Annotated in this window: 20 protein-coding genes and 1 pseudogene; 14 read left to right on the top strand and 7 right to left on the bottom strand. The window is 39.4% G+C overall.

Translation table 11 applies throughout. The features are described 5' to 3' along the window. Positions 1–9: 9 nt before the first annotated feature. A complete protein-coding gene (locus JOC94_RS07755) occupies positions 10–984 on the bottom strand; it encodes an NAD-dependent epimerase/dehydratase family protein (RefSeq protein WP_077112640.1) in 975 nt (324 codons plus the stop codon). Positions 985–1,076: 92 nt separating this feature from the next. Further along, the gene (locus JOC94_RS07750) at positions 1,077–2,117 is read right to left on the bottom strand and encodes a glycosyltransferase (RefSeq protein ID WP_083717615.1); all 1,041 of its coding nucleotides are present in this window, start codon (positions 2,115–2,117) and stop codon (positions 1,077–1,079) included. A gap of 1,192 nt (positions 2,118–3,309) precedes the next feature. On the opposite strand from JOC94_RS07750, the gene JOC94_RS07745 reads away from it, so the two are divergent. The 8 genes from JOC94_RS07745 to JOC94_RS07710 all read left to right on the top strand — a co-directional run bounded on the left by JOC94_RS07745 (position 3,310) and on the right by JOC94_RS07710 (position 11,320). Then, positions 3,310–3,684: a hypothetical protein gene (locus tag JOC94_RS07745; protein ID WP_077112639.1), complete on the top strand. Its 375-nt coding sequence runs from the start codon at positions 3,310–3,312 to the stop codon at positions 3,682–3,684. Between the two features lie 865 nt (positions 3,685–4,549). Next, positions 4,550–5,476 (top strand): ABC transporter ATP-binding protein, encoded by a 927-nt coding sequence (locus JOC94_RS07740; protein WP_077112637.1) that lies wholly within the window; start codon positions 4,550–4,552, stop codon positions 5,474–5,476. After that, positions 5,473–6,417, top strand: a complete 945-nt coding sequence (locus JOC94_RS07735; protein WP_077112635.1) for an ABC transporter permease subunit — start codon at positions 5,473–5,475, stop codon at positions 6,415–6,417. Before JOC94_RS07740 ends, JOC94_RS07735 begins: the two co-directional genes overlap by 4 nt. Before the next feature lie 37 nt (positions 6,418–6,454). After that, positions 6,455–6,934, top strand: coding sequence for a PH domain-containing protein (locus tag JOC94_RS07730; protein ID WP_077112633.1), 480 nt, complete (start codon positions 6,455–6,457; stop codon positions 6,932–6,934). Further along, a complete protein-coding gene (locus JOC94_RS07725) occupies positions 6,927–8,288 on the top strand; it encodes a PH domain-containing protein (RefSeq protein ID WP_077112631.1) in 1,362 nt (453 codons plus the stop codon). Before JOC94_RS07730 ends, JOC94_RS07725 begins: the two co-directional genes overlap by 8 nt. Before the next feature lie 42 nt (positions 8,289–8,330). Then, a complete protein-coding gene (locus JOC94_RS07720; RefSeq protein WP_077112629.1) occupies positions 8,331–8,561 on the top strand; it encodes a helix-turn-helix transcriptional regulator in 231 nt (76 codons plus the stop codon). A 443-nt stretch (positions 8,562–9,004) separates the two neighbouring features. Next, the gene (locus JOC94_RS07715) at positions 9,005–10,468 is read left to right on the top strand and encodes a protein adenylyltransferase SelO (RefSeq protein ID WP_077112709.1); all 1,464 of its coding nucleotides are present in this window, start codon (positions 9,005–9,007) and stop codon (positions 10,466–10,468) included. Between the two features lie 135 nt (positions 10,469–10,603). Next, the gene (locus tag JOC94_RS07710; protein ID WP_077112627.1) at positions 10,604–11,320 is read left to right on the top strand and encodes a 3-ketoacyl-ACP reductase; all 717 of its coding nucleotides are present in this window, start codon (positions 10,604–10,606) and stop codon (positions 11,318–11,320) included. 55 nt (positions 11,321–11,375) lie between these two features. On the opposite strand, the gene JOC94_RS07705 is transcribed toward JOC94_RS07710, so the two are convergent. From JOC94_RS07705 to JOC94_RS23165, 5 genes are all read right to left on the bottom strand, one after another. Next, a complete protein-coding gene (locus JOC94_RS07705; RefSeq protein ID WP_077112625.1) occupies positions 11,376–12,677 on the bottom strand; it encodes a TRAP transporter large permease in 1,302 nt (433 codons plus the stop codon). Beyond that, complete coding sequence (locus JOC94_RS07700) at positions 12,674–13,177, bottom strand: TRAP transporter small permease (protein WP_077112623.1); 504 nt, start codon at positions 13,175–13,177, stop codon at positions 12,674–12,676. Before JOC94_RS07700 ends, JOC94_RS07705 begins: the two co-directional genes overlap by 4 nt. A 10-nt stretch (positions 13,178–13,187) precedes the next feature. Further along, a complete protein-coding gene (locus tag JOC94_RS07695) occupies positions 13,188–14,267 on the bottom strand; it encodes a TRAP transporter substrate-binding protein (protein ID WP_077112707.1) in 1,080 nt (359 codons plus the stop codon). Between the two features lie 341 nt (positions 14,268–14,608). Further along, positions 14,609–15,370, bottom strand: a complete 762-nt coding sequence (pgeF, locus tag JOC94_RS07690; RefSeq protein WP_077112621.1) for a peptidoglycan editing factor PgeF — start codon at positions 15,368–15,370, stop codon at positions 14,609–14,611. A gap of 409 nt (positions 15,371–15,779) precedes the next feature. Further along, positions 15,780–16,004 carry a PH domain-containing protein gene (locus JOC94_RS23165; protein ID WP_268920958.1) on the bottom strand — a complete coding sequence of 75 codons (225 nt, stop codon included), beginning with the start codon at positions 16,002–16,004 and terminating at the stop codon, positions 15,780–15,782. Between the two features lie 499 nt (positions 16,005–16,503). Between JOC94_RS23165 and JOC94_RS07680 the strand changes: the two genes are divergently transcribed. The 6 genes and pseudogenes from JOC94_RS07680 (at position 16,504) to JOC94_RS07655 (ending at position 22,399) form a co-directional block, all read left to right on the top strand. Then, positions 16,504–18,144: an AAA family ATPase gene (locus JOC94_RS07680; RefSeq protein WP_205178993.1), complete on the top strand. Its 1,641-nt coding sequence runs from the start codon at positions 16,504–16,506 to the stop codon at positions 18,142–18,144. A gap of 26 nt (positions 18,145–18,170) precedes the next feature. Continuing rightward, positions 18,171–18,632, top strand: coding sequence for a hypothetical protein (locus JOC94_RS07675; protein ID WP_205178990.1), 462 nt, complete (start codon positions 18,171–18,173; stop codon positions 18,630–18,632). Then, positions 18,629–18,844 (top strand): DUF2997 domain-containing protein, encoded by a 216-nt coding sequence (locus tag JOC94_RS07670; protein ID WP_205178988.1) that lies wholly within the window; start codon positions 18,629–18,631, stop codon positions 18,842–18,844. The genes JOC94_RS07675 and JOC94_RS07670 overlap by 4 nt, the downstream gene beginning before the upstream one ends. A 3-nt stretch (positions 18,845–18,847) precedes the next feature. Further along, positions 18,848–19,549, top strand: coding sequence for a ComEA family DNA-binding protein (locus JOC94_RS07665; RefSeq protein WP_205178986.1), 702 nt, complete (start codon positions 18,848–18,850; stop codon positions 19,547–19,549). After that, complete coding sequence (locus JOC94_RS07660; RefSeq protein WP_205178984.1) at positions 19,549–20,169, top strand: 4Fe-4S single cluster domain-containing protein; 621 nt, start codon at positions 19,549–19,551, stop codon at positions 20,167–20,169. Before JOC94_RS07665 ends, JOC94_RS07660 begins: the two co-directional genes overlap by 1 nt. Positions 20,170–20,403: 234 nt before the next feature. Next, positions 20,404–22,399, top strand: a pseudogene (locus JOC94_RS07655) (ATP-binding protein). The last annotated feature ends 75 nt before the right edge of the window (positions 22,400–22,474 follow it).

Raw genomic sequence — 22,474 nt, 5'->3', positions numbered from 1 at the left:
ATCGCTTGATCATTTCAATTTCATACTGTTTGCTGTGCGCTGAATGCCTTCTTCTAAGTCTACCTTTGCTTCAAAACCAAGTAGCTTCTTCGCTTTTCTTACCTGAGGAATGCGTAGTTCAATGTCAGCTGTCGCCCGCTTGTCATATTGAATGTTTGATTCAGAACCGAGGACGCGGATGATCGTGTTCGCTAAACCATAAATCGTAATAATCGCCCGTTCATTACCGATATTAAAAGATTCTCCAACGGCTTCATCGACGGTTAAACAGCGAAGAATTCCATCGACCATATCGTCCACATAACACCAGGCTCGAATTTGGGTGCCATCACCGTGAATCGTGATTGGTTCATTTTTTAGGGCTTGCTGAACCATTGTTTTAATGGCGCCCTCGCCAACCTGCCCCGGCCCATAAACATTAAAGGGGCGAACAGCTACAGTAGGTAACTGGTACTGCTTGAAATAAGAATAAGCAAGATGCTCCACGGCTAGTTTGCTGACAGCATAGGTCCATCTTGCTTCTCCGACAGCTCCTAAAATGGTGTGGGTCGTTTCGGTTGAACGGAACGCTACTTGGCCAAACACTTCACTTGTGCTAAAACAGATCACACGTTTTAAATTAGGGAGGGAAGCGGCGGCTTCCAGAACGTTGGCGGAGCCGATCATATTGACTTGCATTGTTTTCACGGGATTTTTAATGACAGTGTCAATCCCGGCAATCCCGGCAGCGTGGACGATGTAATTGGCCCCGTTCACTGCTTGTTTCAATGCTTTCAGATCAAGAACATCACCGGTTATCGTTTGTAAATTTGGATGATCTTTATATGGTTTACACTTTAATGCGTTTCGGGAAAAATTATCAAAAATCGTTACTTTGTTGTGAGCAATTAATTTTTCAATGAGCGCTGATCCGATAAATCCGGCTCCACCTGTTACTAAAATATGTTGATCTGTTAATGGGGCGGGTTTTAAATCATTATTCATATTGTCACCTGCTTGCTCATGCTTTTCTCTTGACTTCATTATTTTATGAAAAGAGTGGATGGAGAAGAACGATGAATCGTGAAAAGGGCTGCCTACCCATTTTCAGACTGGATGATTGCTTCATAGATCTTAAGAAGTTTAGCACTGTTTTTGAGATAATCATGATGCGCCTCCACGTATTCTCTTCCTTTCCTTCCTATTTCAGGAAAGGAATCCTGGTTATTTAAAAGAAAGCGCAGCTTTTCAACTAAGGTATCGGGGTTGGCTGAGATAAGCGGTAATGTTTTTGGATAATAAGAAGCCATGAAGTCACTAATATAACAAATCACCGGTTTGCCTAAAGCCATCGCTTCAATCGCAAATAAGCCGTAGCTCCCTAAATGAAGCTGATCGATAATCAAGTCGGCCTTTTCATAAATTTTTTTAGCCTCTAGATGATTCATGCGTTGAACTAATTGGAAATCGAACGTGAATTCAGTCCGTAATTGTTCAATGGCTTGTAAAATATAACGAGTTCCTTTGATTTGCGGGTTGGTTGGAGCGTGAACGATAAGTGGTCGTGTTTTCTTTTCCAAGAAAGTTGGTGCATATTCGGATAGATCAATCATTTGTGGCACAAAAAAAACGTGCTGATAGTAAGGCTTGACATAGTAATGCATTTCATGATCAGGAGCAATGCAATATGGAATGTTTTCAGCAAGGAATTCCAGTTTACGGGAAATCCAGTCGTCATTGTTCATTTTTACTTTCGCATAGCGATTAATTTGTAATGCCTTATTTAAGGAACGAACTTCACTCCCCCAGTGCTCCATAATGATTGGTTTCTGAGCAGTTCTAAGTTGTTTTAAGTCAGAATGATCAGTTAGTAAACTCGTCGAAAAATGAAAATGGAATAGATCAAATTCGGGAATGAGCTGATTTTGAATATAGTTTACTTTGTTACTGCTTTCTACTTTTTTCCAATCTTTTATTTCATACTTAGACGGATAGCCTAAATAACTATGAAAATTGTTAATTATTTTTGAGATGGCTCCGTTTTTTTCTAATCCCTTGGAAGATGTATGCAGTTGATTGGCAATTTCCATCGTGCCTTGAAGCACTTTTAATCTCGGTCCGACATCCGTTTCTTTCATAGCTTTTCTCCCATCCTTTGTTTTAAAGATAAGAAAGTACAGTATTTGTTGTCTAACTCCAGCGCCTATGCCTAGTAGTCTTTGAGACGCAGCATATTCGACTGCATGGTGGGGAATCGAGGAAACATTACACGAGGCCATCGTTTGCTTAATAAGGTCAATATCGGCTCTTTTCGTTGTTATGTTTCCCCAGTTGGGAGTCCTCCCAGGCGCAAGAATGAAGACAATCGCTGCTGAAGGCTAAGGGCGCCTTTTTCAGCAATTGTCTAGCTTTACGTTCACTTCCTTATCCTTTATATCATTGCAATTAGCTCCAGTTTGCACGTTGCTAAACAGGTGCATGCGTTTTGTTATATTGTATGAAACAAACATCCGGAGGATGTAGGCAAGGAAAACAAGGGAAAATCCGATTTATCTCGTTTGTCTCGAGCAGGAGAATGGGAAAGAAAAGTGGAGTAAATAGGATGCATCCGTAACATCCTTTAACTCCGTGATAGCAAGAAAAAGAGAGTGTAATATGAAACAACTTTTGCGATAAGCTGAACCTAGACATCCTCGTTTAGCACACACTTATACTGATGTAAAAGGATTCTTTGCCTATATAGAACGCATGCTTCCTAGGAAAGTAGCGCTTACCTTATCGCAAGTATGGCGGAATGTTGGCTCATCATACATTGGTTTACTCTCCAAGGGAAGTGCTTGTTGCTATTAAGAACTTTCCGGGATGAAGCCTTGAAGGCCAACAAAGTCTCTTTTTCCAGCCAATGATCCAGACTTTGTTGAACGGAAGGGGTGAATGCAAGGTTAAATTCGGAGCTCAGCTATTTTGTCTATTTCACATTTCATTTAAAAAATATTATTAAAATTTAAAAATTGCCATTTATTACTATAAATTACAATTGATAAAAATGAACAAAAAACTATAATCAAACATGAGATGATTAGTTTAATGATTTCATAAGAAAAATAAGGGGGTGTTACTTGCTGAAGAAAGTTAAAAACAATAATATATTTATTGGAGCGGTATTTGTAATGAAAATGGGTAAAAGAAGCAGGTAAATGGATTTGATGTTTAGTAAAATTTATTGAAGATATTTCCGGATAAGTAAAGTTATTTTATTTTTTGGAAAAGTATATTCTTGAGAGAGGAATATACTTTTTTTTAATATAAACCACTAGTGTTGCAACTGGGTTGCATACGATAGTTTCAGACACGTCTGAAAAAGAAAAAAACCTTTGTAAAGGACGGATAGGTGATGGCCTGGCCAAATCCATTACAAAGAAATATTTTATGGACAAACATACACTATTTACGTCATTTGGTAAATGGGCTGAAGCGATTACCCTGGAATTAATTGATGAAGCAGCATCTGCAGGTAAACCATATCCATGGCGAACGGAACAGTTTGCTTGGAACCAGCTTTATATTGCCATGATCGCCTACAGTATACGACTGCTTCTTAGGTTGGAAACCAACACAACATTGGCCTTATATCAAATATTCACAAAGTTCCGAGCTTTGCTTTTTCCGACTTTAAGAGCTGTTGGAAATCTTCAGCCTACATAAGGAAATGTCAATCGTCCCGGGTATCAATATACATATTTTACCAAATTAACATCACTTTGAGTAAGGTTTGTCCTTTTTGCAAATTTTGATAGAGGATATAGTTCTGAATAGTCAGTTGAATAGTTTTAACTTTTTAATGCAGCGCTGGTGGTCATCTATACCACATTTCAGTCTGGTATTTACTAAGTATTATTAATATTAAGATAATTACCATATGTTCCCATAAGTTACAATTGATAGAATATGAGCAAAAAAATATAATTAAACATGAGATCACTAGATTATTAGTATAAATGATCTCATTAGAAAAAATAGGGGGTGTTACTTGTTGAAGAAAGTTAAAAAGGTATGGAAATGGGTAAAGGAAGCTGGTAAATGGGTTTGGCGTTTAATAGAAGTTATTGATATATTCGGATGAGGGAAATTATTTTATTATTTTGAAAAAAGTATATTCCTGAGAGAGGAATATACTTTTTTTATGTGATATAAAATGTTTCCTACTTTATTGTTTTTACTTAATTATTTGCTTACATAAACATGATCATCTTTAATCATCCTGTCCTTACATTTTTATAGATTTCTCCTACCGCAAACTACTTTACGTAAAACCGCAATGAGGATTGCGGTGAAATTCGAAATAGATAGACTATAATATAATTAACAAAGAGAATGAGTCATAATGGCTGAAGCTGTAAATAGGCTTGGGTAAATGATTTGCTTGGCTGTGATGAAAAGGGGGTTGGGGCTAGGCGTATGCATAGAGATGAAGCCGGATGACATTTGAAATATGTTTTTATAAATAAAATAAATGGACATTTTAGAAATATAGCAATCAAAATGAGTATGAAAAGTTTAGGTGAATCAAATGGAAATTATGAAGGTGGAAGGGCTTACTAAAGTTATTAAAAAGAAAACACTCATTTATGATATTTCATTTTCTATTAAACAAGGTGAAGTTTTTGGATTTCTTGGACCCAATGGTGCTGGAAAGACAACGACGATTCGGATGTTAACGGGGATGATTAAGCCAACAAGTGGAAACATTTATATCAATGGCTGGAACATAGAAACAGACTTTTCCAAAGCAATGAGGCATATGGGAGGGATTGTGGAAAATCCGTCACTCTATTTGTATATGAGTGGTTGGGAAAATTTGAAGCAACGTGCTCGACTTTTAGATTCAAACCCGACAGACAAAGACTTGTCTGACATCGTTGAACTTATCGGCTTAAGCTCTCGCATTCATGAAAAAGCAGTTCATTTTTCACTTGGGATGAAGCAACGTTTAGGGATTGGGCTCGCACTGATCGGGCGGCCTAAAATGATCATTTTAGATGAGCCAATTAACGGTTTAGATCCACAGGGAATCATCGATGTTCGGAATCTTATCCAATACCTTTCACGAGAGAAAAATATTTCCGTTTTTATTTCCTCACATATTTTAAGTGAATTAGAACATGTATTAGATAGAGGAATTATCATTCATGAAGGAAAAAAAGTGACGGACATTGAAAAAAAAGATCTTCAAGAAGCTGATAAACATACGTATCAGATTGAATTTCAGACCGAACTAACGAAAGAAGAGATCAAAGCTATCTTTCATCTTCACAAGGTACAAATCATACATATGACAGACAGCCATATTCATTTTTCAACAAATACGAACGGCGCACAACAAATACTCTCAAGTTTCATTAATCAAAAAATAGTCATCACCCACTTTTTAAAAAAGGAAAAATCATTAGAGCGTATCTATTTAGAAGCAATTGGTTCTAAGGAGAAAAGTGTATGAAAGCAGCTATAAAAAATGAAATAATAAAGCTTTGGTTAAGAAAGAAAATTGTTGTTCTTTTAATAATTAGTGTTGGAATGATGATTCTTTCGGCAACGCTAAGCTACTTTGATTCAAATGAAGTTAAAATGGCTTCCAATGAGATATATGAAATGGAAAAACAATCGCTCAAAAGTTTATATAGTAATAAAGAAATAGACTCTACATACATAGAACGTTCATTGGAAATTATTGATACAAAAATGGCTCACAATATACCTGCGGAAGGTTATCAAACAGGGGCAATGCTGTTATTTGAAGAAATCACGGGAGGATTTTTTATTTCAATCATTTTACCTTTTGCAGTCATTATTTTGTGTAGCGATATGATTGTAGGCGAACAGACTACCGGAAGTTTAAAGTCGCTATTGTTTTCTCCCTTGGGAAGAGGCAGATTGTTATTCTCTAAGATTCTAGCAGTTTTTTTTGTTTTACTAGGCCTATCTATATTTTATTTTCTTCTAGAATACATCACAACAGGAACGCTTTATCGTTTCGGTGGATGGACTGATCAAATCGTGTTGACCCTTATAAACCCTGGTATTTACTCAGTGTGGCAAGGAATCGTATTAGGGTTTTTGCTTTTAGTAATTTCAATGACTTTCTATATTTTATTAGCAATTTTCTTTTCTGTTATTTTTAATAATGTCATGAGTTCAATTTTAGGATTTATCACTTTTGTATTAATTCAGTATACTTCCCCGCTTTATATGGAAAAAATTCCTTATCTATATTACTCCGTTTTCCCTAACGTAAAATTAGCGCTGTTTTTGGAAGGGGGAGGGGCGACACAACCATATGGTGTCAGTCTTATTTCGGCGATTGTCGTCATCGGACTTGCAATAGTATTATTATTATATCTATCAATGGTGATTTTTAAGAAAAGAGATATATTTGTGTAAAACTTTTTATGATCAAAAACGATAAAGGAAGTAGTGTATGGATTGTGTAAATGATTGGAATAAGGTGTCCAATAATTTTATAAAAGGAAAAAGGATTGAATACTCGCTTATTTTCGTTGCGACTTTTCTTATTACGTTTATCTTGTACCTATTTTCATTTCATAAGTTTATAAACAGCATGTTGATTTACATAATGATTTTCATTACGGTCTTTTTTTTCATAAGCTTGCTAAGGTTAAAAAGACTTTATCACTCCATTTCATTTAAATGCGCAAATAAATTGATTTTCTATCAATCTGGCATTGTTATAAAAAATGAAGTCATTATTCCTTGCCGTAAAGTGTATCAAACAAAAATAAGGCAAGGGCCGATTTTGAAGAAATATCATTTAGTATCTTTAGAGATCATTACTGCAGCAGGTTCATTAGAGATTGACTATATAAAACATTCGACAGCAGAATCTATTATCAAATACATTGAATTAAATGGAAATCAAGAGGAAATAAAGAATGAGTAAGATGCATCCATTCCTTATTGTTTCTTATGCGGTCAAACTGGCGATAAGATTGATCCCTCCTTATTTATTAGTGTTAATTTTTCGTTCCAGTGCAGGTTTAAAAACGATCAATGAACATATTAGTGGAACCATTATATCCATTCTTGGTTGTAGTTTCATTATGTTCGGGTTCGTGAAATGGTTTACTTTGCGTTACAGTATACAAGATGATCAAGTAATCGTTAAAAACTTTTCATTTTTGCAACAGACGGTAGAATACATTGACGAAAGAAAGGTCGTTAATTGTGTGACGACAAAGTGGTTTCCAAGTAATATGCTGGGAATTTCTGATTTGCGAATTCAGCTGGAAGGGGATGAAGATGAGGCAACCATTTCTCTGCCCGCGATAAGAGAGCAAGATCGACTCGCAATTATGAACGCCCTAAAAGCCGAAGAGACCAACTCTGATTTTATAAAAAGATTTCAAGTAACACCAAGAGAAGTCCTCGGAGGCTTAATCACCAGAGGACTTATATTTACACTTTTTGTAATTTTTCTATCAACCCTTGTTTCAAATATTTCCAAATCCGAAACTTGGGAAGGGTACTTTTCTATCGAATTTTGGATACAAGGAATCGCCAATTTGCCAGGTTCCGTCTATATGTATGCTTCAGCTCTCTTAATCATGTCATTGATAGCACAATATTCCAAAGCAATCAATTTCAATCTTCAAATGGATGATCAGCAAATTAAAATAGTGAGCGGAGCATTCTCCAAAAAAATTGTCAGTATTTACATCAAAAATATAAAGGGTTTGATGGTTCAACAAACCCTCGTTCAAAAATTATTTAAAAGGTCGACCCTTTATATAGAAACAATTGATCAAGAGCAAAGAAAAATCCTTTTACACCCTTTTGTAAAAAATGAAGACATCCCTATGTTTATAAAGTTGTGTTATAGAGAGGACATCCATTTGAAAGAAGAGAAATGGAACAAGCAAGGCGGGAGGCATGCTGTACTCCTCATCTATTTAACTGCATTTTTCATTACGGGTTTGTGTCTCTACATGTTAGCTGAAATCTTGTTCCCGATCGGGATACTTGCCTTACTGATTTTATGTAGCATAAAGGTAATGAAGCATTGGAGTGTAAAATTTCAAATTGAAGCGGATCATTTAATTGTTGAACAAGGAGTTTTCATCAAAAAGACGCATATCTTGCAAAACGCTCATCTTCAATACGTAAAAACAAGGAAAATGCCTTGGCATCACCTGGCAATTCGACATGTACAGTTAGGTTATTTTAATAACTCTGTACGAAAAAGGATCAAGCTAAAGTCCATTCATAAAAATCATCTCCATTTGCCATTGCTGTAAAAGTACTAATTAATATGGAGTATTAATTAGGAGGCAGTTTAGATGAAGCCGGTTTATCGAATTAAGAATAATCTTTTTGAGTTAATTTATGATAAATATGATACACAAGCGAACCTGGCTAAAGAAATTCAAACAGATCCCTCGTATTTGTCAAAAATACTATCAGGAAAGCAAAAAGTAAGTCCGAGAATTGCTTATGTCATCGCCAAATCCTTAGGGGTATCTGTCGGGGATTGCTTTTACATTAAAAATTCCAAGCGAAAAGGGAGTTAAAATCAAATGGCAATCAAGGATATTCGTTTCATTGCCGCTTGTCATGGAGCCCTGGTGGGTATCACTTATTGCAAAAGCCTATAGCTTCCGCCAATCCATGTATAACAAACGGTGGATACTCAACCAAACACTGCGTTGATGAATTACTAGCAGTCATATAAACATCGGCAGGTTATAAGCAATTTGTCACTTTCCATACAAAAGATGCATCCAAAAGAGTATAATACATAAACAAAAGCAAAATTATAAAGTGAAACTTCATTCAGTAGGAGTTTTCTTCATCTCCTACTGAATGTTAGTTGAACAATCGGGCATTTAGGTGCCGTTTTCTCCCACTTAGACCTTTTGTATCAACTCAAGGCTCTTGAAGTAGGAGTAGTACGGCACCTTACATGCGGGATAAAAATGGCCACTATCAATTTTGTAAAACAAAAGGAGATGCAATGAGTAAATATAACCAAACAGGTTGGAACTTTGACAATAGCTATGCACAGTTGCCGAATTTGTTTTATACGAGCATAAGCCCAACTCCTGTCCACTCGCCCAAATTGGTTATTCTGAATGAACAGTTGGCTGAGTCTTTAGGGTTGAATGTGGGAGCGCTTCAAAGTGGTGAAGGAGCAGCGGTGTTTGCCGGAAACAGCATACCAGCTGGGGCTGAGCCGCTTGCACAAGCGTATGCGGGACATCAATTCGGCCATTTTACCATGTTGGGTGATGGGCGGGCAGTACTATTGGGTGAGCAGATCACACCGCAAGGTGACAGGATGGATATTCAACTGAAAGGTTCAGGCAAAACTCCTTACTCTCGCGGGGGTGATGGCCGGGCGACGCTGGGACCGATGTTGCGCGAGTATATTGTCAGCGAGGCGATGCATGCGCTTGGTATTCCTACAACTCGCAGTCTGGCTGTTGTGACAACGGGGGAGCTCATCTGGCGCGAAACAAAGCTTCCGGGTGCCATTTTGACACGTGTGGCGGCCAGCCATCTGCGGGTGGGAACTTTTGAATATGTTGTCAGATGGGGCGGAGTCGATAAGCTTCAAATTTTGGCCGATTATACCATTAAGCGGCACTTTCCGGAGATTGCAGATGATGAAAACAAGTATCTCTCTTTGCTTCAGGAAGTGATCAACCGCCAAGCGGAGCTGATCGCCAAATGGCAGCTTGTTGGTTTTATTCACGGAGTCATGAACACAGATAATATGGCTATTAGCGGAGAAACAATTGATTATGGGCCTTGCGCTTTTATGGATGTTTACGATCCTGATACTGTATTTAGTTCTATTGATACCCAAGGCCGGTATGCTTACCAGAACCAGCCGATCATTGGAGGATGGAATCTTGCCCGGTTTGCTGAGACGCTATTGCCGCTCTTGCATGAAGAACCAGAGCAAGCGGTAAAAATCGCGCAAGAAGAGGTTTCCGGATTTTCGGAGCTGTTTCATTCCCATTGGCTTACGGGAATGAGGGCTAAACTCGGCATTTTTAATGATGAGCCTCAGGATGAAAACTTGATTACCGATCTCCTTGATTTGATGAAAGATCATCGCGCGGATTATACGAATACTTTTCGGGCATTAACGATGAACCGGTTGGAAGGAATGGATCTTTTTAAAACAGAAAGATTTACCCAGTGGCAAAAAAGATGGCGGGATAGGATGGAAAGGCAACAAGAATCAACCGCTTCCTCCCAGGAGCTCATGAGGAAAAGCAATCCTTCCGTCATTCCGAGGAACCACCGCGTAGAAGAGGCGCTGGAAGCGGCAGTGGAAAAAGAAGACTACAGCGTGCTTGAACGTTTGCATAACATTCTTTCCACCCCTTATGCCTATACAGAAGAGCAAGCAGAATACTGTACGGTGCCCGCTTCAACGGCTCCTTATGTCACCTATTGTGGTACTTGATGTCTTTATCTTCATAAAGCAGCATTGCAGACGTCGTAAACAGTACATGGCATGAATCGAAAGATTTGGCGCTGGATTTGGTGACATGGTATATTCAACTAGGAAGCTTAAATATACTATACGAGGAGAGTTGACATGCGGAACTTACAGGGGAAAAATGCTTTAATTACAGGAGCCGGCAGAGGGATTGGGCGAGCAACCGCTATTGCTTTTGCGAAAGAAGGCATCCATGTAGGTCTCATTGGCAAAACGTTTGACAACCTTGAAAAAGTGGCCAAAGAACTTGAAGCATACGAGGTCAACGTAACGGTGGCAGTAGCGGATGTATCGGATCATGACTCGGTGATGGCCGCCGTTGACCATGTAAAATCGGAGCTTGGTCCAATAGATATTCTGATCAACAATGCGGGAATTGCCAAGTTTGGAAAGTTTCTAGACCTTACTCCTGAGGAGTTCAAACGAATTATTGATGTCAATGTGATGGGAATGTATTATGTGACAAGAGCGGTTTTGCCAGATATGATAGAAAGGCAATCCGGAGATATTATCAATATTTCTTCTACTGCCGGGCAAAAAGGCGGGCCGGTTATGAGTGCATACAGCACATCCAAGTTTGCCGTGTTGGGTCTTACCGAATCCCTGATGTATGAGGCAAGAAAACATAATATCCGTGTTACCGCGTTAACCCCGAGCACTGTCGCCACTGATTTGGCGTTTGCGGAAAACTTGACGGATGGTAATCCGGAAAAAGTAATGCAGCCGGAAGATATCGCTGAAGTCATGGTTGCACAATTAAAATTGCATCCCCGCGTCTTTATCAAATCAGCCGGATTGTGGTCGACCAATCCTTAACTGTATAAAGGGAGGCAATCCAAGGCCGAACCATCGGCAGTTGGATTGCCTCTTTTCATTTCATATAATCGGGTAAAAATGTAACGATTTCAGGAAAAATGACAACGAGCGCCAAACATACAATCATCATAAGCAACATGGGGATGACCCCTTTGAAAATACGCTGAATGGGTACGTCTTTGGCAACCCCGCTAATAATATAAACACTTAAACCGAGCGGGGGAGTCAATAAGCCGATATTCATGACGAAGATCATAACGACTCCAAACCAAATACCGTCAAATCCAAGCATTGTAATTAACGGGTACACGACTGGCAGCGTTAATACAAATATGGCGATCCCTTCCAAAAAAAGACCTAAAATGAAATAGGCGATTAAAATGAACACCAATATGATCATTGGCGACATATCTAGATTGGATACAAACTTCGTAATGACGACCGGAATTTTGCTTAATGCCAGAAATTTGCTGAAAATATCAGCGCCGATCAAAATAAAGAAGATCATAGCAGTTAATCGGGTCGTCTCATTTAACGATGATTTAAAATCGTCCCATTTTAATCTTCGCGTTGCAACTGCTAATAAAAATGCCCCAAAAGCTCCGACACCGCCGGCTTCCGTCGGTGTAAAAAATCCAAAGTAAATTCCTCCGATACTTAACGCGAACAGAAAAAGAAATGGCCATACACTTGATAAGGACTTTATTTTTACTTTTAATGGTTTTTTTCCAGTTACCGGAGCTACATCAGGATTTCTTAGCACGATGATGTAGACGGCCAGCATGAATAAAACCATCTGTAGTATACCTGGAACGAGGCCAGCGATTAATAACTTGCCGATTGGTTCCATCGTTAGAATGCCATATAGCACAAGGATGACACTTGGTGGAATCAGGATGCCGAGGGTGCCTCCGGCGGCAACACATGAAGTGGATAATGCATCATCATAACGATATTTTTTCATCTCGGGCAACGCAATTCTCGCCATTGTGGCGGTTGTCGCGTTGACAGATCCTGAAATGGCCGAAAACAAAGCGCTTGTGCCAATCGTTGTCATCGCAAGCCCGCCTTTTACATGCCCGATCCAAGAGTCTACGGCGGTGTATAAGTCATTTCCAAATCCACTATAAGACAAGAACATCCCCATTAAAATAAATAAGGGTATGACGCTTAAGGAATAAGAGCTTGCCGTCGAAAAGGGAGTAGTTCCCAATTGAACAAGTGCCGACTCCCATCCCCTGATCATGGCTAGTCCGAAAGTGCCGACAATGATCAGTGATACACTGATTGGCACTTTCATGAGAAATAACAGCAGTAACGTAACAATCCCTAAAATACCCAACAATTCCGGACTCATTTCTTATTCACCACCAAGCTGAAATGTGTAACCGCTTTAAATATGGCTGTAAGCGCAAAGATCACAAGTGTAAAGGAAATCACAAATAAAAAAGGGTGAATAGAAAGAGCCAAGTCTGATGTCGTTGTTTTCCTCTCCATGAAACGGAGCCCGTTGTCAAAAATATGCCTCGCCATAAACAGCAGTGTAAATGTTATGACGATTTCAATAACGCCATTTAAAACATGTTTCGCTTTTGTTGAAAATCGGTCAACGAGAAAATCAATCGTGATATGATCCCCATGACGATGTGTAATAGCCAATGCAAAAAAAACAAGCAGGGCCGCCCCGAGTTCCGTCATTTCATACGTTCCTTTTAATGGTTTGTTCAAAAAGTTTCTGCCTGCCACATCCAATGTGATCATCACCATAATAAAAATAAGAAACATATTTGAAATGAACTGTTGAATATCAACTATCTTATTTAATATTTTTTCCGCCTTCTCTACTATATTGGCCATGGTTTAAGCCTCACTCCTGCTTGTTGCTTAATTCAACTGCTCGATCATACACTTTTTGTCCAGGCAACCCTTTTTCATCAACGTTCTTAATCCATTTTTCAATGGTAGGGTTGATATATTTTCGCCAATCTTTCAATTCCTCTTCACTTAATTCGTGAATTTCAATCCCTTTTTCTTTTGCTTGTTCAATGGCGTCTTGTCCGAATTTATCAAAAACTTTTCCTGTTTGCTCGGCCATTTTCTTACCGGTCAATTCTTTCATCGTTGCTTGATCCTCTTCGCTCAGGTCATTCCAGATGTCTTCATTCATGACAACGAACATGGTAGTAGAATAAAAGTTTCCAACCGTCGCATAGTCAATGACTTCATCCAATCCCCATGTTTTAATAGCTTCCCAGGGTGCAATGGTTCCATCCACCACGCCGCGTTCCAAGGCTTCAAAATTTTCGTTCATGGGCATGGATACAGGTGTAGCTCCAAGCGCTTTTAACCACTCACTTGTTTCGGCCGAAGGGGAACGAATTCTCATGCCTTTCAAATCATCCACACTTTTTACTTGCTTTCCGACCGTAAATAATTGACCGGGATCCGTCGTATACAGCCATAAAGGAATCGTTCCGGCATATTCATCATCGAACTCGTCAAATTCGTTGTATAATTCCCATAAATGATCGGAGCCCTCCACCGCGGACTTCGACATAAATGGCAGTTCCATCACAGAGGTTAATGGAAATTGATTGGGTGTATAACCATGAACGCTTAAAGCCAAATCGACTGAACCTGTGGCAGCGGCATCAAAATGTTCATCCGGTGCCGCCAAAGAGGCTCCGGGATAAGAATTGATCTTTATCCTGCCATCTGTCGCTTTTTCTAGTTCAGCGGCAAATGTCTGAATTTCCTCTTCCATAAAATGTGTGGGTGGGAAAAAGTGTGAGAAGTCAAATTCATGTTCTTGGCCACCTCCGTCGCCATTTCCGCTTTTGTCTTTTTTAGCGTCTGTACTTTCACTTCCTCCACCGCAGGCAGACAGAAAGATTAAGCTGATTAATGCCATGAGTTGAAAAAACCACTTTATTTTTCTATGGGCCATAAATTGCAAATTTTTTCACTCCCCCTAATATTGAGATTTTAAATGTGAAGCGTTTTCATTTAGGACGAAACTCCTCCTCCTTTTTTATCGATTTTCTATAATCATATATTATTTAATATATGTTATCAAGTTTTTCTAGCATATTTTTCTATATTATGAGAAAAAAAGCTATAATATGACAAAAGAGATTGTCAAAAGATCCCTTAAAGCCAAATAGATGGTTATTCTTGTCCAACGGAGAAAAAACAAAAAATGGTCACCCGACCCGGTTATTCGTGCATGGAATAGGAGGGTGGCCAATAGATTGTATATTCTTATAATGAAAAGCTTTGGACAGCGTCTTATGTTTTTCTTATGATAAAACTCAAATGTCTTCCAGATGTCTTGTCTTGACGATAGGAGAATCCACCCTTGTTCAAATAGGTACAAGTCCGGTCAAGGGTGATGTGCTCAGAAGGGATGCCGATGAGTTCACATTGTTTTTTGACGGTAAGCTGGTTGTCTATATGATATTTTTTTGTTTCGGCATTGAAATAAATAAAGTCATCAGCATAACCGAGGTCTTTGAATTTTGTGTACACATTCTCATCAACTTCAAATTTTTCCTGGCTCAAAGCTGCGCCAAGATGAACACGAAAATCCCCCGGATGACAACCCTCCGCGTGTATGACGTGCTCAAACATCTTCAAGGTAATTTCTTTAGTCGTGCCCCTCCATCCGGAATGAATAACACCAATGAGACCGTTTGCCTCATTGTAAAACAGCACTGGGACACAATCGGCAGTAAAGCAGCATAACAATACATTCGGCTCATATGTGTACAAGGCATCCGTATTCGGAATGGCCGTTTCAGGTCGGTCGGCACCGCGCCCTTTGTCATCGGCCGTCACCTGATGGACATTGGCGCTATGCGTCTGATGAGCGCACACAAAGTCATCCAACCGGCAGTTTAAAAAGGCGGCCAACTTCTGGCGATTTTCTACAACATGATCAAGGTTTTCACATACATGGAGAGCCATGTTGTTCATTTCAAGCCTGCTTTTATCTTTCATCGTCATCCCTGCCATGAAACGGTCATTGCTTGTGTACATGTTTATTTTCATACCTTCACCTTCTTTTATTTTCATATTCGCCAAATGTCGAATCTGATCCTTGGAAAAATCAGTTTTGCGTCTGTTTCTGCCACATGCATATGGAGCGAAAAATAAGCAAGTGCGTCAACAACGAAATGATATCGACTCACATACAATCTTTTTCATATGCAACAATAGAAAATCTGAAAACGATTCTGCCTAATGACAGGAACCTCTTTTTTTCACGGGTGTTACGAAAAGGATCATTACAAAAAATGAAAGGGGAAAATCGGAACATGTCAAGCTTTAAAGAGACAAAAATATAATCAACATGCTATCGTTTTACATAAAGGATATACCTGCTAAATGGCTAAGTGTTTATGGGTCTAAATGGCGGTCAACTTCAAATGGAGTGGTTCTTTAACATAGAGACATATGCTTATTTATCCTTTGGTGAAACAAGTGCCACTTTAAAGTTAGAATCGTCGTATATGATTTCGAACCTGTCTATTGAATGTGCCAAAGATGCGAATGGATTTTTTTCTAGTGTCGTTTTTTTGATGTCTTTGATTGGGATTTTCTTTAATCGGTCCTTGTTGAATGGTTCGTTATGTATTTTATATCCAGTAGATATGAACAGGGTTGCAAAAGGTATGGTGAACAAAAGTGTTTCAAGGTCTTTTCCAATGAAAAGCGGACTAAAGCAGGCAATGATACAGCCCCAATAGAGAATAGATAACCATGCATCCTTTTACGATATCAAAATATTCGAGCTTTCTTTTTAGTGTGGGTTCGGGAGTTAGGACATGACCTTAAGGTAGGGGCCCGTCATTTTTTCAAACTTTACACTTAAAATTATAGCATAATGAATGGAATGACATGAGAGAAATCGAGAAGTGCCCCTCATTGATGTGAAGCCGAGTGCTGTATAGATAATGTTCCGGTTTCTGAAGATTAATGTTCGTGAATCGGGGCTCTGCATGCTTCTGCCATGATTGGTTCCGCTGCCATAAGTACCCATAGCTGCAAGTCAGCTATTTTAACAATAAAGGAGGATCACCCTCTTATGCCCAAAACAATTTATCTGCACACATAGTCACAGCTCCAATGTTTTAATATAATAGAATTTAATAGTTTGTAAGAATTTACAGGGGGATGGAAAAATGGAGAAAAAGTTTGATCGGGAAAAGCTAATGGCCAATCTGTTTAAAGCACGTTTTCCTTTCCTTTATATAGCTACATGGGAAGAGGACAGAGTGCTTTCACTCATAGAATCGATTGCTTCCAATCAGGCATTAATTAAAACAGAAAGAAAAGTCATCACATGGAAAATTACGACCGGGATTGAAGGAGAGGCTAACGGAAAAGGAGATACAAAATCTGCGCTTAAAGCTTTGGAACTTATTGAGAATTATCAAGAGCCTGCTATTTTTGTCCTGCATGACTTTCATATTTATTTTGGGGACGAAGGACGCACTCCAGACCATCAAATTATCCGTAAATTAAGGGATATCAGCTTGAAGTTGAAACGCAGTCCAAATCCTAAAAATGTTGTATTTCTTTCTCCTGTACTAAGGCTTCCGCATGATCTTGAGAAAGATATTACAATCGTCGATTTTGACTTGCCCACTTTTCATGAGATCAAACAAATTTTGGACGATCTTATTGAGGTTAATAAACAAACCGGACGAATTGCAGTTAATCTGAGTGAAGAGGAAAAAGAAAAACTTGTAAAGGCAGCACTTGGACTTACGTTGTCTGAAGCGGAAAATGCTTTTGCACGCGCAATGGTAGAGGATGGACAACTATCTATTCATGATGTAGAAGTGATTTTAAAAGAAAAGGAACAGATCATCAAAAAGACGGAGATTCTTGAATTTGTCAATAGCCACTTGAATATGGATGACATTGGGGGGTTGGAAAATTTAAAGCGCTGGCTGCGAAAAAGAAACAAGTCGTGGCTGGAGTCTGCCCAAAAATACGGTCTGCCGGCTCCAAAAGGTGTGCTCATAACAGGTGTGCCTGGATGTGGGAAAAGTTTAATCAGCAAAGCGATCAGCGCGATGTGGCAGCTTCCTTTATTACGACTGGATATAGGAAAAATTTTCAGCGGGATTGTCGGGAGCAGTGAAGAGAATATGAGAAAAGCAGTTCAAACGGCTGAAGCCATTGCCCCTTCTATCTTATGGATTGATGAGATTGAAAAGGGATTCAGCGGTTTAAATTCATCCGGCGACGGCGGTACGGCCAGCCGTATTTTTGGCCATTTTTTAACGTGGATGCAGGAAAAGGAGAAGCCGGTTTTTGTCATAGCGACAGCCAATAACATTTCGAGCCTGCCTACGGAATTGCTGCGAAAAGGCCGATTTGATGAAATATTTTTTGTCGATTTGCCGACGCATCGAGAGCGGGTCGAAATTTTCAAGGTTCATTTACAGAAAAGATTAAAGGATCCGAACGTTACCGGAGACTTTCAAATAAATGATAACAATTTACATCAACTTGCCGGATTGACAGAAGGATTTGTCGGGGCAGAAATTGAACAGGTAGTCATAAATGGATTATTTGAAGCATTTTACGAAGAAAGAAGTGTTACACTGTCTGATTTTGAAAAGATATGTAAACAGTTTATCCCGCTGTCAGTGACCCAGGCTGAACAAATCAAGGGAATCCGTGACTGGGCCAATGTCAGGGCTGTAGCTGCAACCCCGCGCGAAGACCGAGAGGAATACACGGAAAGTAATGAGGCCGCAGGCATCGGTGATATCATGGCATCACGTGGCGGAAGGACGATCGACTTTTAATCTGATTGAAAGGTGGAAAATGCCCATTGAGTATTGAACTTGTACTGATCCCGGTAGGAATTGCACTGGCACATGCTGCGGGCTCGTTAATCGAGAAAAAAAGCGGCCATACATACAGCATCCAAACAGTCATGAAGAGACAGCATTTGCTGCAAAAAGCCATTGAACAATATGGCTGTAACGTTTATGAACTTAATGAAGATAATTGTCAGGCAGAAGTAGGGGATATTAAAATCTTTTTCCAACAAAATGACAAGGGAATTTTTGAAGCAGTATTTGATGAAAGTGTAGAAAAGGAACATGCATTGGAGTTTATTGATAACCTGCACGTAGAGTATAAATATTTGATCCAGCAAGAGACGTACCAGAAGCTGCTGCAACAGGCCCAGGAAAAAGGGTTGGAATTGGAATCGGAAGAAATTCAGAAAGATCGTTCCATCTTATTAACATTCAATGTAAGTGAGTGGTCGGCAGGTGAGAAAAATTGAGGGATAAAAAATTACAAATAAAAATTACAGAGGACGGCCAAGTTTTTGCCGAGACAATCGGCATCAAGGGAAAGGATTGTTTGGAGTATATAGAGATGCTTGAACAACTGCTGGATGCTGAAACAATAGACTCTAACTATACAGAAGAATACTATCAAACAGAGATCCAGTCTGTTCGCCAAAATAAACAGTTTATAAAGGAGGGCGATTAGTCGATGGCGATCACCAGCAAGGGAAAAGGGTGGGAGTTGAGAAACTCAATCTGGATGCTTTGGGCCATCCTGACATTCGGATTTTTTAATTATGTTTCTTTTTATTATATTTCTTTTCGCGTGAAACAGAAAAAATGGTTTTTTGCCGCTCTGCTATATTCATCGATATTTATCACGACGATGGTTATTAACAATATTTTTTCGGAAGAACATTGGATGTTAGATGCAGGGGCTGTTTTTTTGATAGTCGGATGGGCTGTTTCGATCATCCATGTATTTAAAATAAGACCAGAGTATTTGTTAAGGCTTGAAGCCAAGACGGCAAGCGGCCATAAAGAACGGGAGATTCAATCGCTGAGGAAACAGATAACGCGGGAGTATGGGGGTACTGTTAAATCTCCGTCCACAGTAGCGCCTGTTCAACAAACAGTTAAGGAAAAACCGGAAGATACGATTCAACTGATTGATATTAATACTGCTTCCGAAGATGAAATTGCAGGAGTTCCGGGAATCGGCGCTTTGTTCGCCAAAAAAGTGGTTGAGGCCAGAAGCAGGGCGAACGGCTTTACATCGTTTGACCATTTTGTAGAAGTCCTCGCCATTAAACCGCACTTGGCTGAAAAGATGAGACCTTTCCTTGTTTTTCCTGAAGAAACGGAAAATAGTTCCTTGGAAAAATCAGAGGGGAGAATTGTTGACTTCTAATGAAACTCGTTATTCATCGTTACTTGTCTTGTACAACTGTTGAAGGCCCTGGAAAAAGATTCTGTCTTTGGGTGCAAGGCTGCTCTATTCGCTGTGAAGGTTGCGGGGTGCCTTGGACATGGTCAAAACAGAATGGAAGCACGATCACGGTTGAGGAGCTTTTTAAGGAAATCGAAAAGAGCAAAGAAGAGAATGATATAGAGGGTGTCACATTTCTTGGCGGCGAACCTTTCGATCAAGCGGAAGCTCTTGGAAAGCTTGCTGGCATGGTAAAGAATGCGGGCTTGACAGTGATGACATTTTCCGGTTATCTGTACGAGGAGCTGAAACATAGAACGAAAGCCCGAAGCCTGCTCGCCTGTACAGATTTATTGATAGATGGGCCTTTCGTGAAAGAAAAGCTTGATTTAAGCCGACCTTGGGTTGGCTCCTCTAACCAGCGGTTTCACTTTTTATCACCTGCCTATAAGCACTTGGAAAGCGACCTTTCCTGCATTGACAATAAAATTGAAATTCGAATTTCAAAAGACGGGACTATTTCAGTTAACGGGATGGCAACGCAGGAAGCATTAAATGAGTTATTTGATGTAAGTGAGTTTAAAAAAATCAAAACGGTATAAAAGAGGTTGCCCAAAGGGGTATGGCTTTTACTCGCGGTTATTAGTTCAAATTGCTTTGGATAAATAATTGTGGAGTTTGGCTGCATGTTCTTTTGAGGCGGCTTTTTTTTCGTGTCACTTCTTTTGGGGAAAATTTGTTTATAAGTATTACATTTAGTGCAATAATAGGCTGTAAGTATTATATAATAGGCATAAAGGTCTATGACAACAATTTGATGATTGGAGCCTTGTATGATGGTAAGGAAACAGATGGAATACATACAGCATGAAAAGAATGCAACCCTCATTACATCATTAGGACAGAATGAAGTTTTGCGACTTGTTGCTGTGGCCATATCCGAAGAAATCCTTCAATGTAATGCCGCTGGGTTTACGTCAAGAAGATGGAACATACAAAAGAATGGCTGGTTATGGCGTAATGCTCGAAACAATGATCTTTGATCCAGAAGAAGATCTTATGATTCAACGAATCATGAACACAAAACAAACTTTATATATACCAGATATGTCCATGGATCACCATCTGGTTTCGGATTATGTGGAAGCGTTTAACATCAAATCATTATTAGCTTCACCCATTTTCTTTGAGGATGAATTATTCGGCCTCATTTTTTTGTTTAATGATAGAACTCCTATGTGTCTATCGGAACCCGAAATCCAAGGGGTTGAAGTGTATGCGCATATGGTTTCTGTAGCCATTCGGAATGCCGGTATATTTAAACACCGGGAGCTTATTGCCGAGGAGCGGCTCATGCAGGGAGTGCTGCGCGATTTATGCATGTCTACATCATCTGAAGATAGTTTGCATACGTGTTTTTTCTACTTGGGAAAGGTTTTACATACTTGGCAACTCGCGGCTTATCTCTTGGATCCATGTGACCAACATACCATTACCCTCATAAAAACATGGGGTGATAAATTAGAATTGGGGCAGAGCCTGACAACGTTGATTCAAGATGTTGTAAAAGCAAAACAAATCCTGTTTATTGAAGATGTGCGTGAAGATGAAAGGCTTAAAGGACAGTGCCATATGAAAAGTATATTGTTGATTCCTTTCGCTTCAATGGGGCAAGTGGCGGGGGTAATAGCCGCTTTCAACGTTTACCCCGATGTCCAAATCCCGCTGGCCCAGTCTATTGTGGATGCGACCGCTCTTACGCTTTCAAATGTACAGTATGTGGATAGACTGGAGAATATGGTGGAAGAAAGGACAAAGGAACTCGCTGCTGCTAATGAAAAAGTGACAAGCATCATTGATGGAATGACAGATGGTTTCTTCACTTTGGATCAAGAGTGGAAATTTACTTATATCAATAAACATCAATTTTTACCCCAAAACAAGACTGTGACAGAAGTATTGGGCAAGAGCATATGGGATATTTTTCCAAAGGCAGTTGGTACGGCTATGTATAAAGAATTTCATCGGGCGATGAGGGGAGACATTCCTGTCCATTTTGAAATGCGTTCAGTTTATGAAGATGTTTGGCATGAAATCGTAGCCTATCCATACGATGACGGAATCTGTTGTCTTTTCAAGAACATAACGGAAAAGAAGAAATACGAGAAAGAGCTCAGAAGGTTATCCAGCTTGGATTTAATTGGACAAATGGCAGCGGGTATCAGCCATGAAATCAGAAATCCAATGACGACGGTGCGGGGTTTCTTACAGTTATTAAAAATGGAAAATAAATTTATCCAATACAAACGCTATTTGGATTTAATGATAGAAGAGCTCGATCGTGCCAATGCGATTATTACGGAATTCCTTTCAATCGGAAATACAAGGACATCTGAATTACAGATGCTTGATTTAAATACCATTGTTCACGATATCGTTCCCTTAATCAAAATCGACGCGGCCAGTCAAAGCCAAATAATTGCTGTTGAGACGGGAGATATTCCGCAACTTCTCTTAAATCGTAATGAAATTAGGCAATTATTAATGAATCTTTACAGGAATGGCTTTGAAGCGATGAACGAAGGGCAAGTGCTGACCATTAAAACATATAAAGAAGGGAACCATGTCGTTCTTGCCGTGCAGGATCAAGGAGCGGGAATCAGTCCTGAAGTAATGGAAAAGCTGGGAACACCCTTTTTTACAACTAAAGACAATGGCACCGGTTTGGGGCTCGGTGTGTGCTATGCCATTGCTGCCCGTCATAATGCAACAATCGATATTGAGACAGGGTCTGAAGGGACGACGTTTTTTATTAAGTTTCAGGCAAATTAATTCTTGCGTAGTTTCAAAATATGATCATGACAATACATACAAACTTTTAAAAGAAATATAGATATCTCGACCTTT

The sequence above is a fragment of the Siminovitchia thermophila genome (assembly GCF_016909185.1).
Taxonomy (GTDB): Bacteria; Bacillota; Bacilli; order Bacillales; family Bacillaceae_C; genus Siminovitchia; species Siminovitchia thermophila.
Note: the sequence above shows the minus strand (reverse complement) of the source record. Positions and strands in the feature narration are given on the sequence as shown.

Coding starts and splice junctions, on each gene's coding strand:
- JOC94_RS07755 (WP_077112640.1), bottom strand. CDS start 984: ATGAATAATGATTTAAAACCCGCCCCATTAACAGATCAACATATTTTA.
- JOC94_RS07750 (WP_083717615.1), bottom strand. CDS start 2,117: ATGAAAGAAACGGATGTCGGACCGAGATTAAAAGTGCTTCAAGGCACG.
- JOC94_RS07740 (WP_077112637.1), top strand. CDS start 4,550: ATGGAAATTATGAAGGTGGAAGGGCTTACTAAAGTTATTAAAAAGAAA.
- JOC94_RS07735 (WP_077112635.1), top strand. CDS start 5,473: ATGAAAGCAGCTATAAAAAATGAAATAATAAAGCTTTGGTTAAGAAAG.
- JOC94_RS07730 (WP_077112633.1), top strand. CDS start 6,455: ATGGATTGTGTAAATGATTGGAATAAGGTGTCCAATAATTTTATAAAA.
- JOC94_RS07725 (WP_077112631.1), top strand. CDS start 6,927: ATGAGTAAGATGCATCCATTCCTTATTGTTTCTTATGCGGTCAAACTG.
- JOC94_RS07720 (WP_077112629.1), top strand. CDS start 8,331: ATGAAGCCGGTTTATCGAATTAAGAATAATCTTTTTGAGTTAATTTAT.
- JOC94_RS07715 (WP_077112709.1), top strand. CDS start 9,005: ATGAGTAAATATAACCAAACAGGTTGGAACTTTGACAATAGCTATGCA.
- JOC94_RS07710 (WP_077112627.1), top strand. CDS start 10,604: ATGCGGAACTTACAGGGGAAAAATGCTTTAATTACAGGAGCCGGCAGA.
- JOC94_RS07705 (WP_077112625.1), bottom strand. CDS start 12,677: ATGAGTCCGGAATTGTTGGGTATTTTAGGGATTGTTACGTTACTGCTG.
- JOC94_RS07700 (WP_077112623.1), bottom strand. CDS start 13,177: ATGGCCAATATAGTAGAGAAGGCGGAAAAAATATTAAATAAGATAGTT.
- JOC94_RS07695 (WP_077112707.1), bottom strand. CDS start 14,267: ATGGCCCATAGAAAAATAAAGTGGTTTTTTCAACTCATGGCATTAATC.
- pgeF (WP_077112621.1), bottom strand. CDS start 15,370: ATGAAAATAAACATGTACACAAGCAATGACCGTTTCATGGCAGGGATG.
- JOC94_RS07680 (WP_205178993.1), top strand. CDS start 16,504: ATGGAGAAAAAGTTTGATCGGGAAAAGCTAATGGCCAATCTGTTTAAA.
- JOC94_RS07665 (WP_205178986.1), top strand. CDS start 18,848: ATGGCGATCACCAGCAAGGGAAAAGGGTGGGAGTTGAGAAACTCAATC.
- JOC94_RS07660 (WP_205178984.1), top strand. CDS start 19,549: ATGAAACTCGTTATTCATCGTTACTTGTCTTGTACAACTGTTGAAGGC.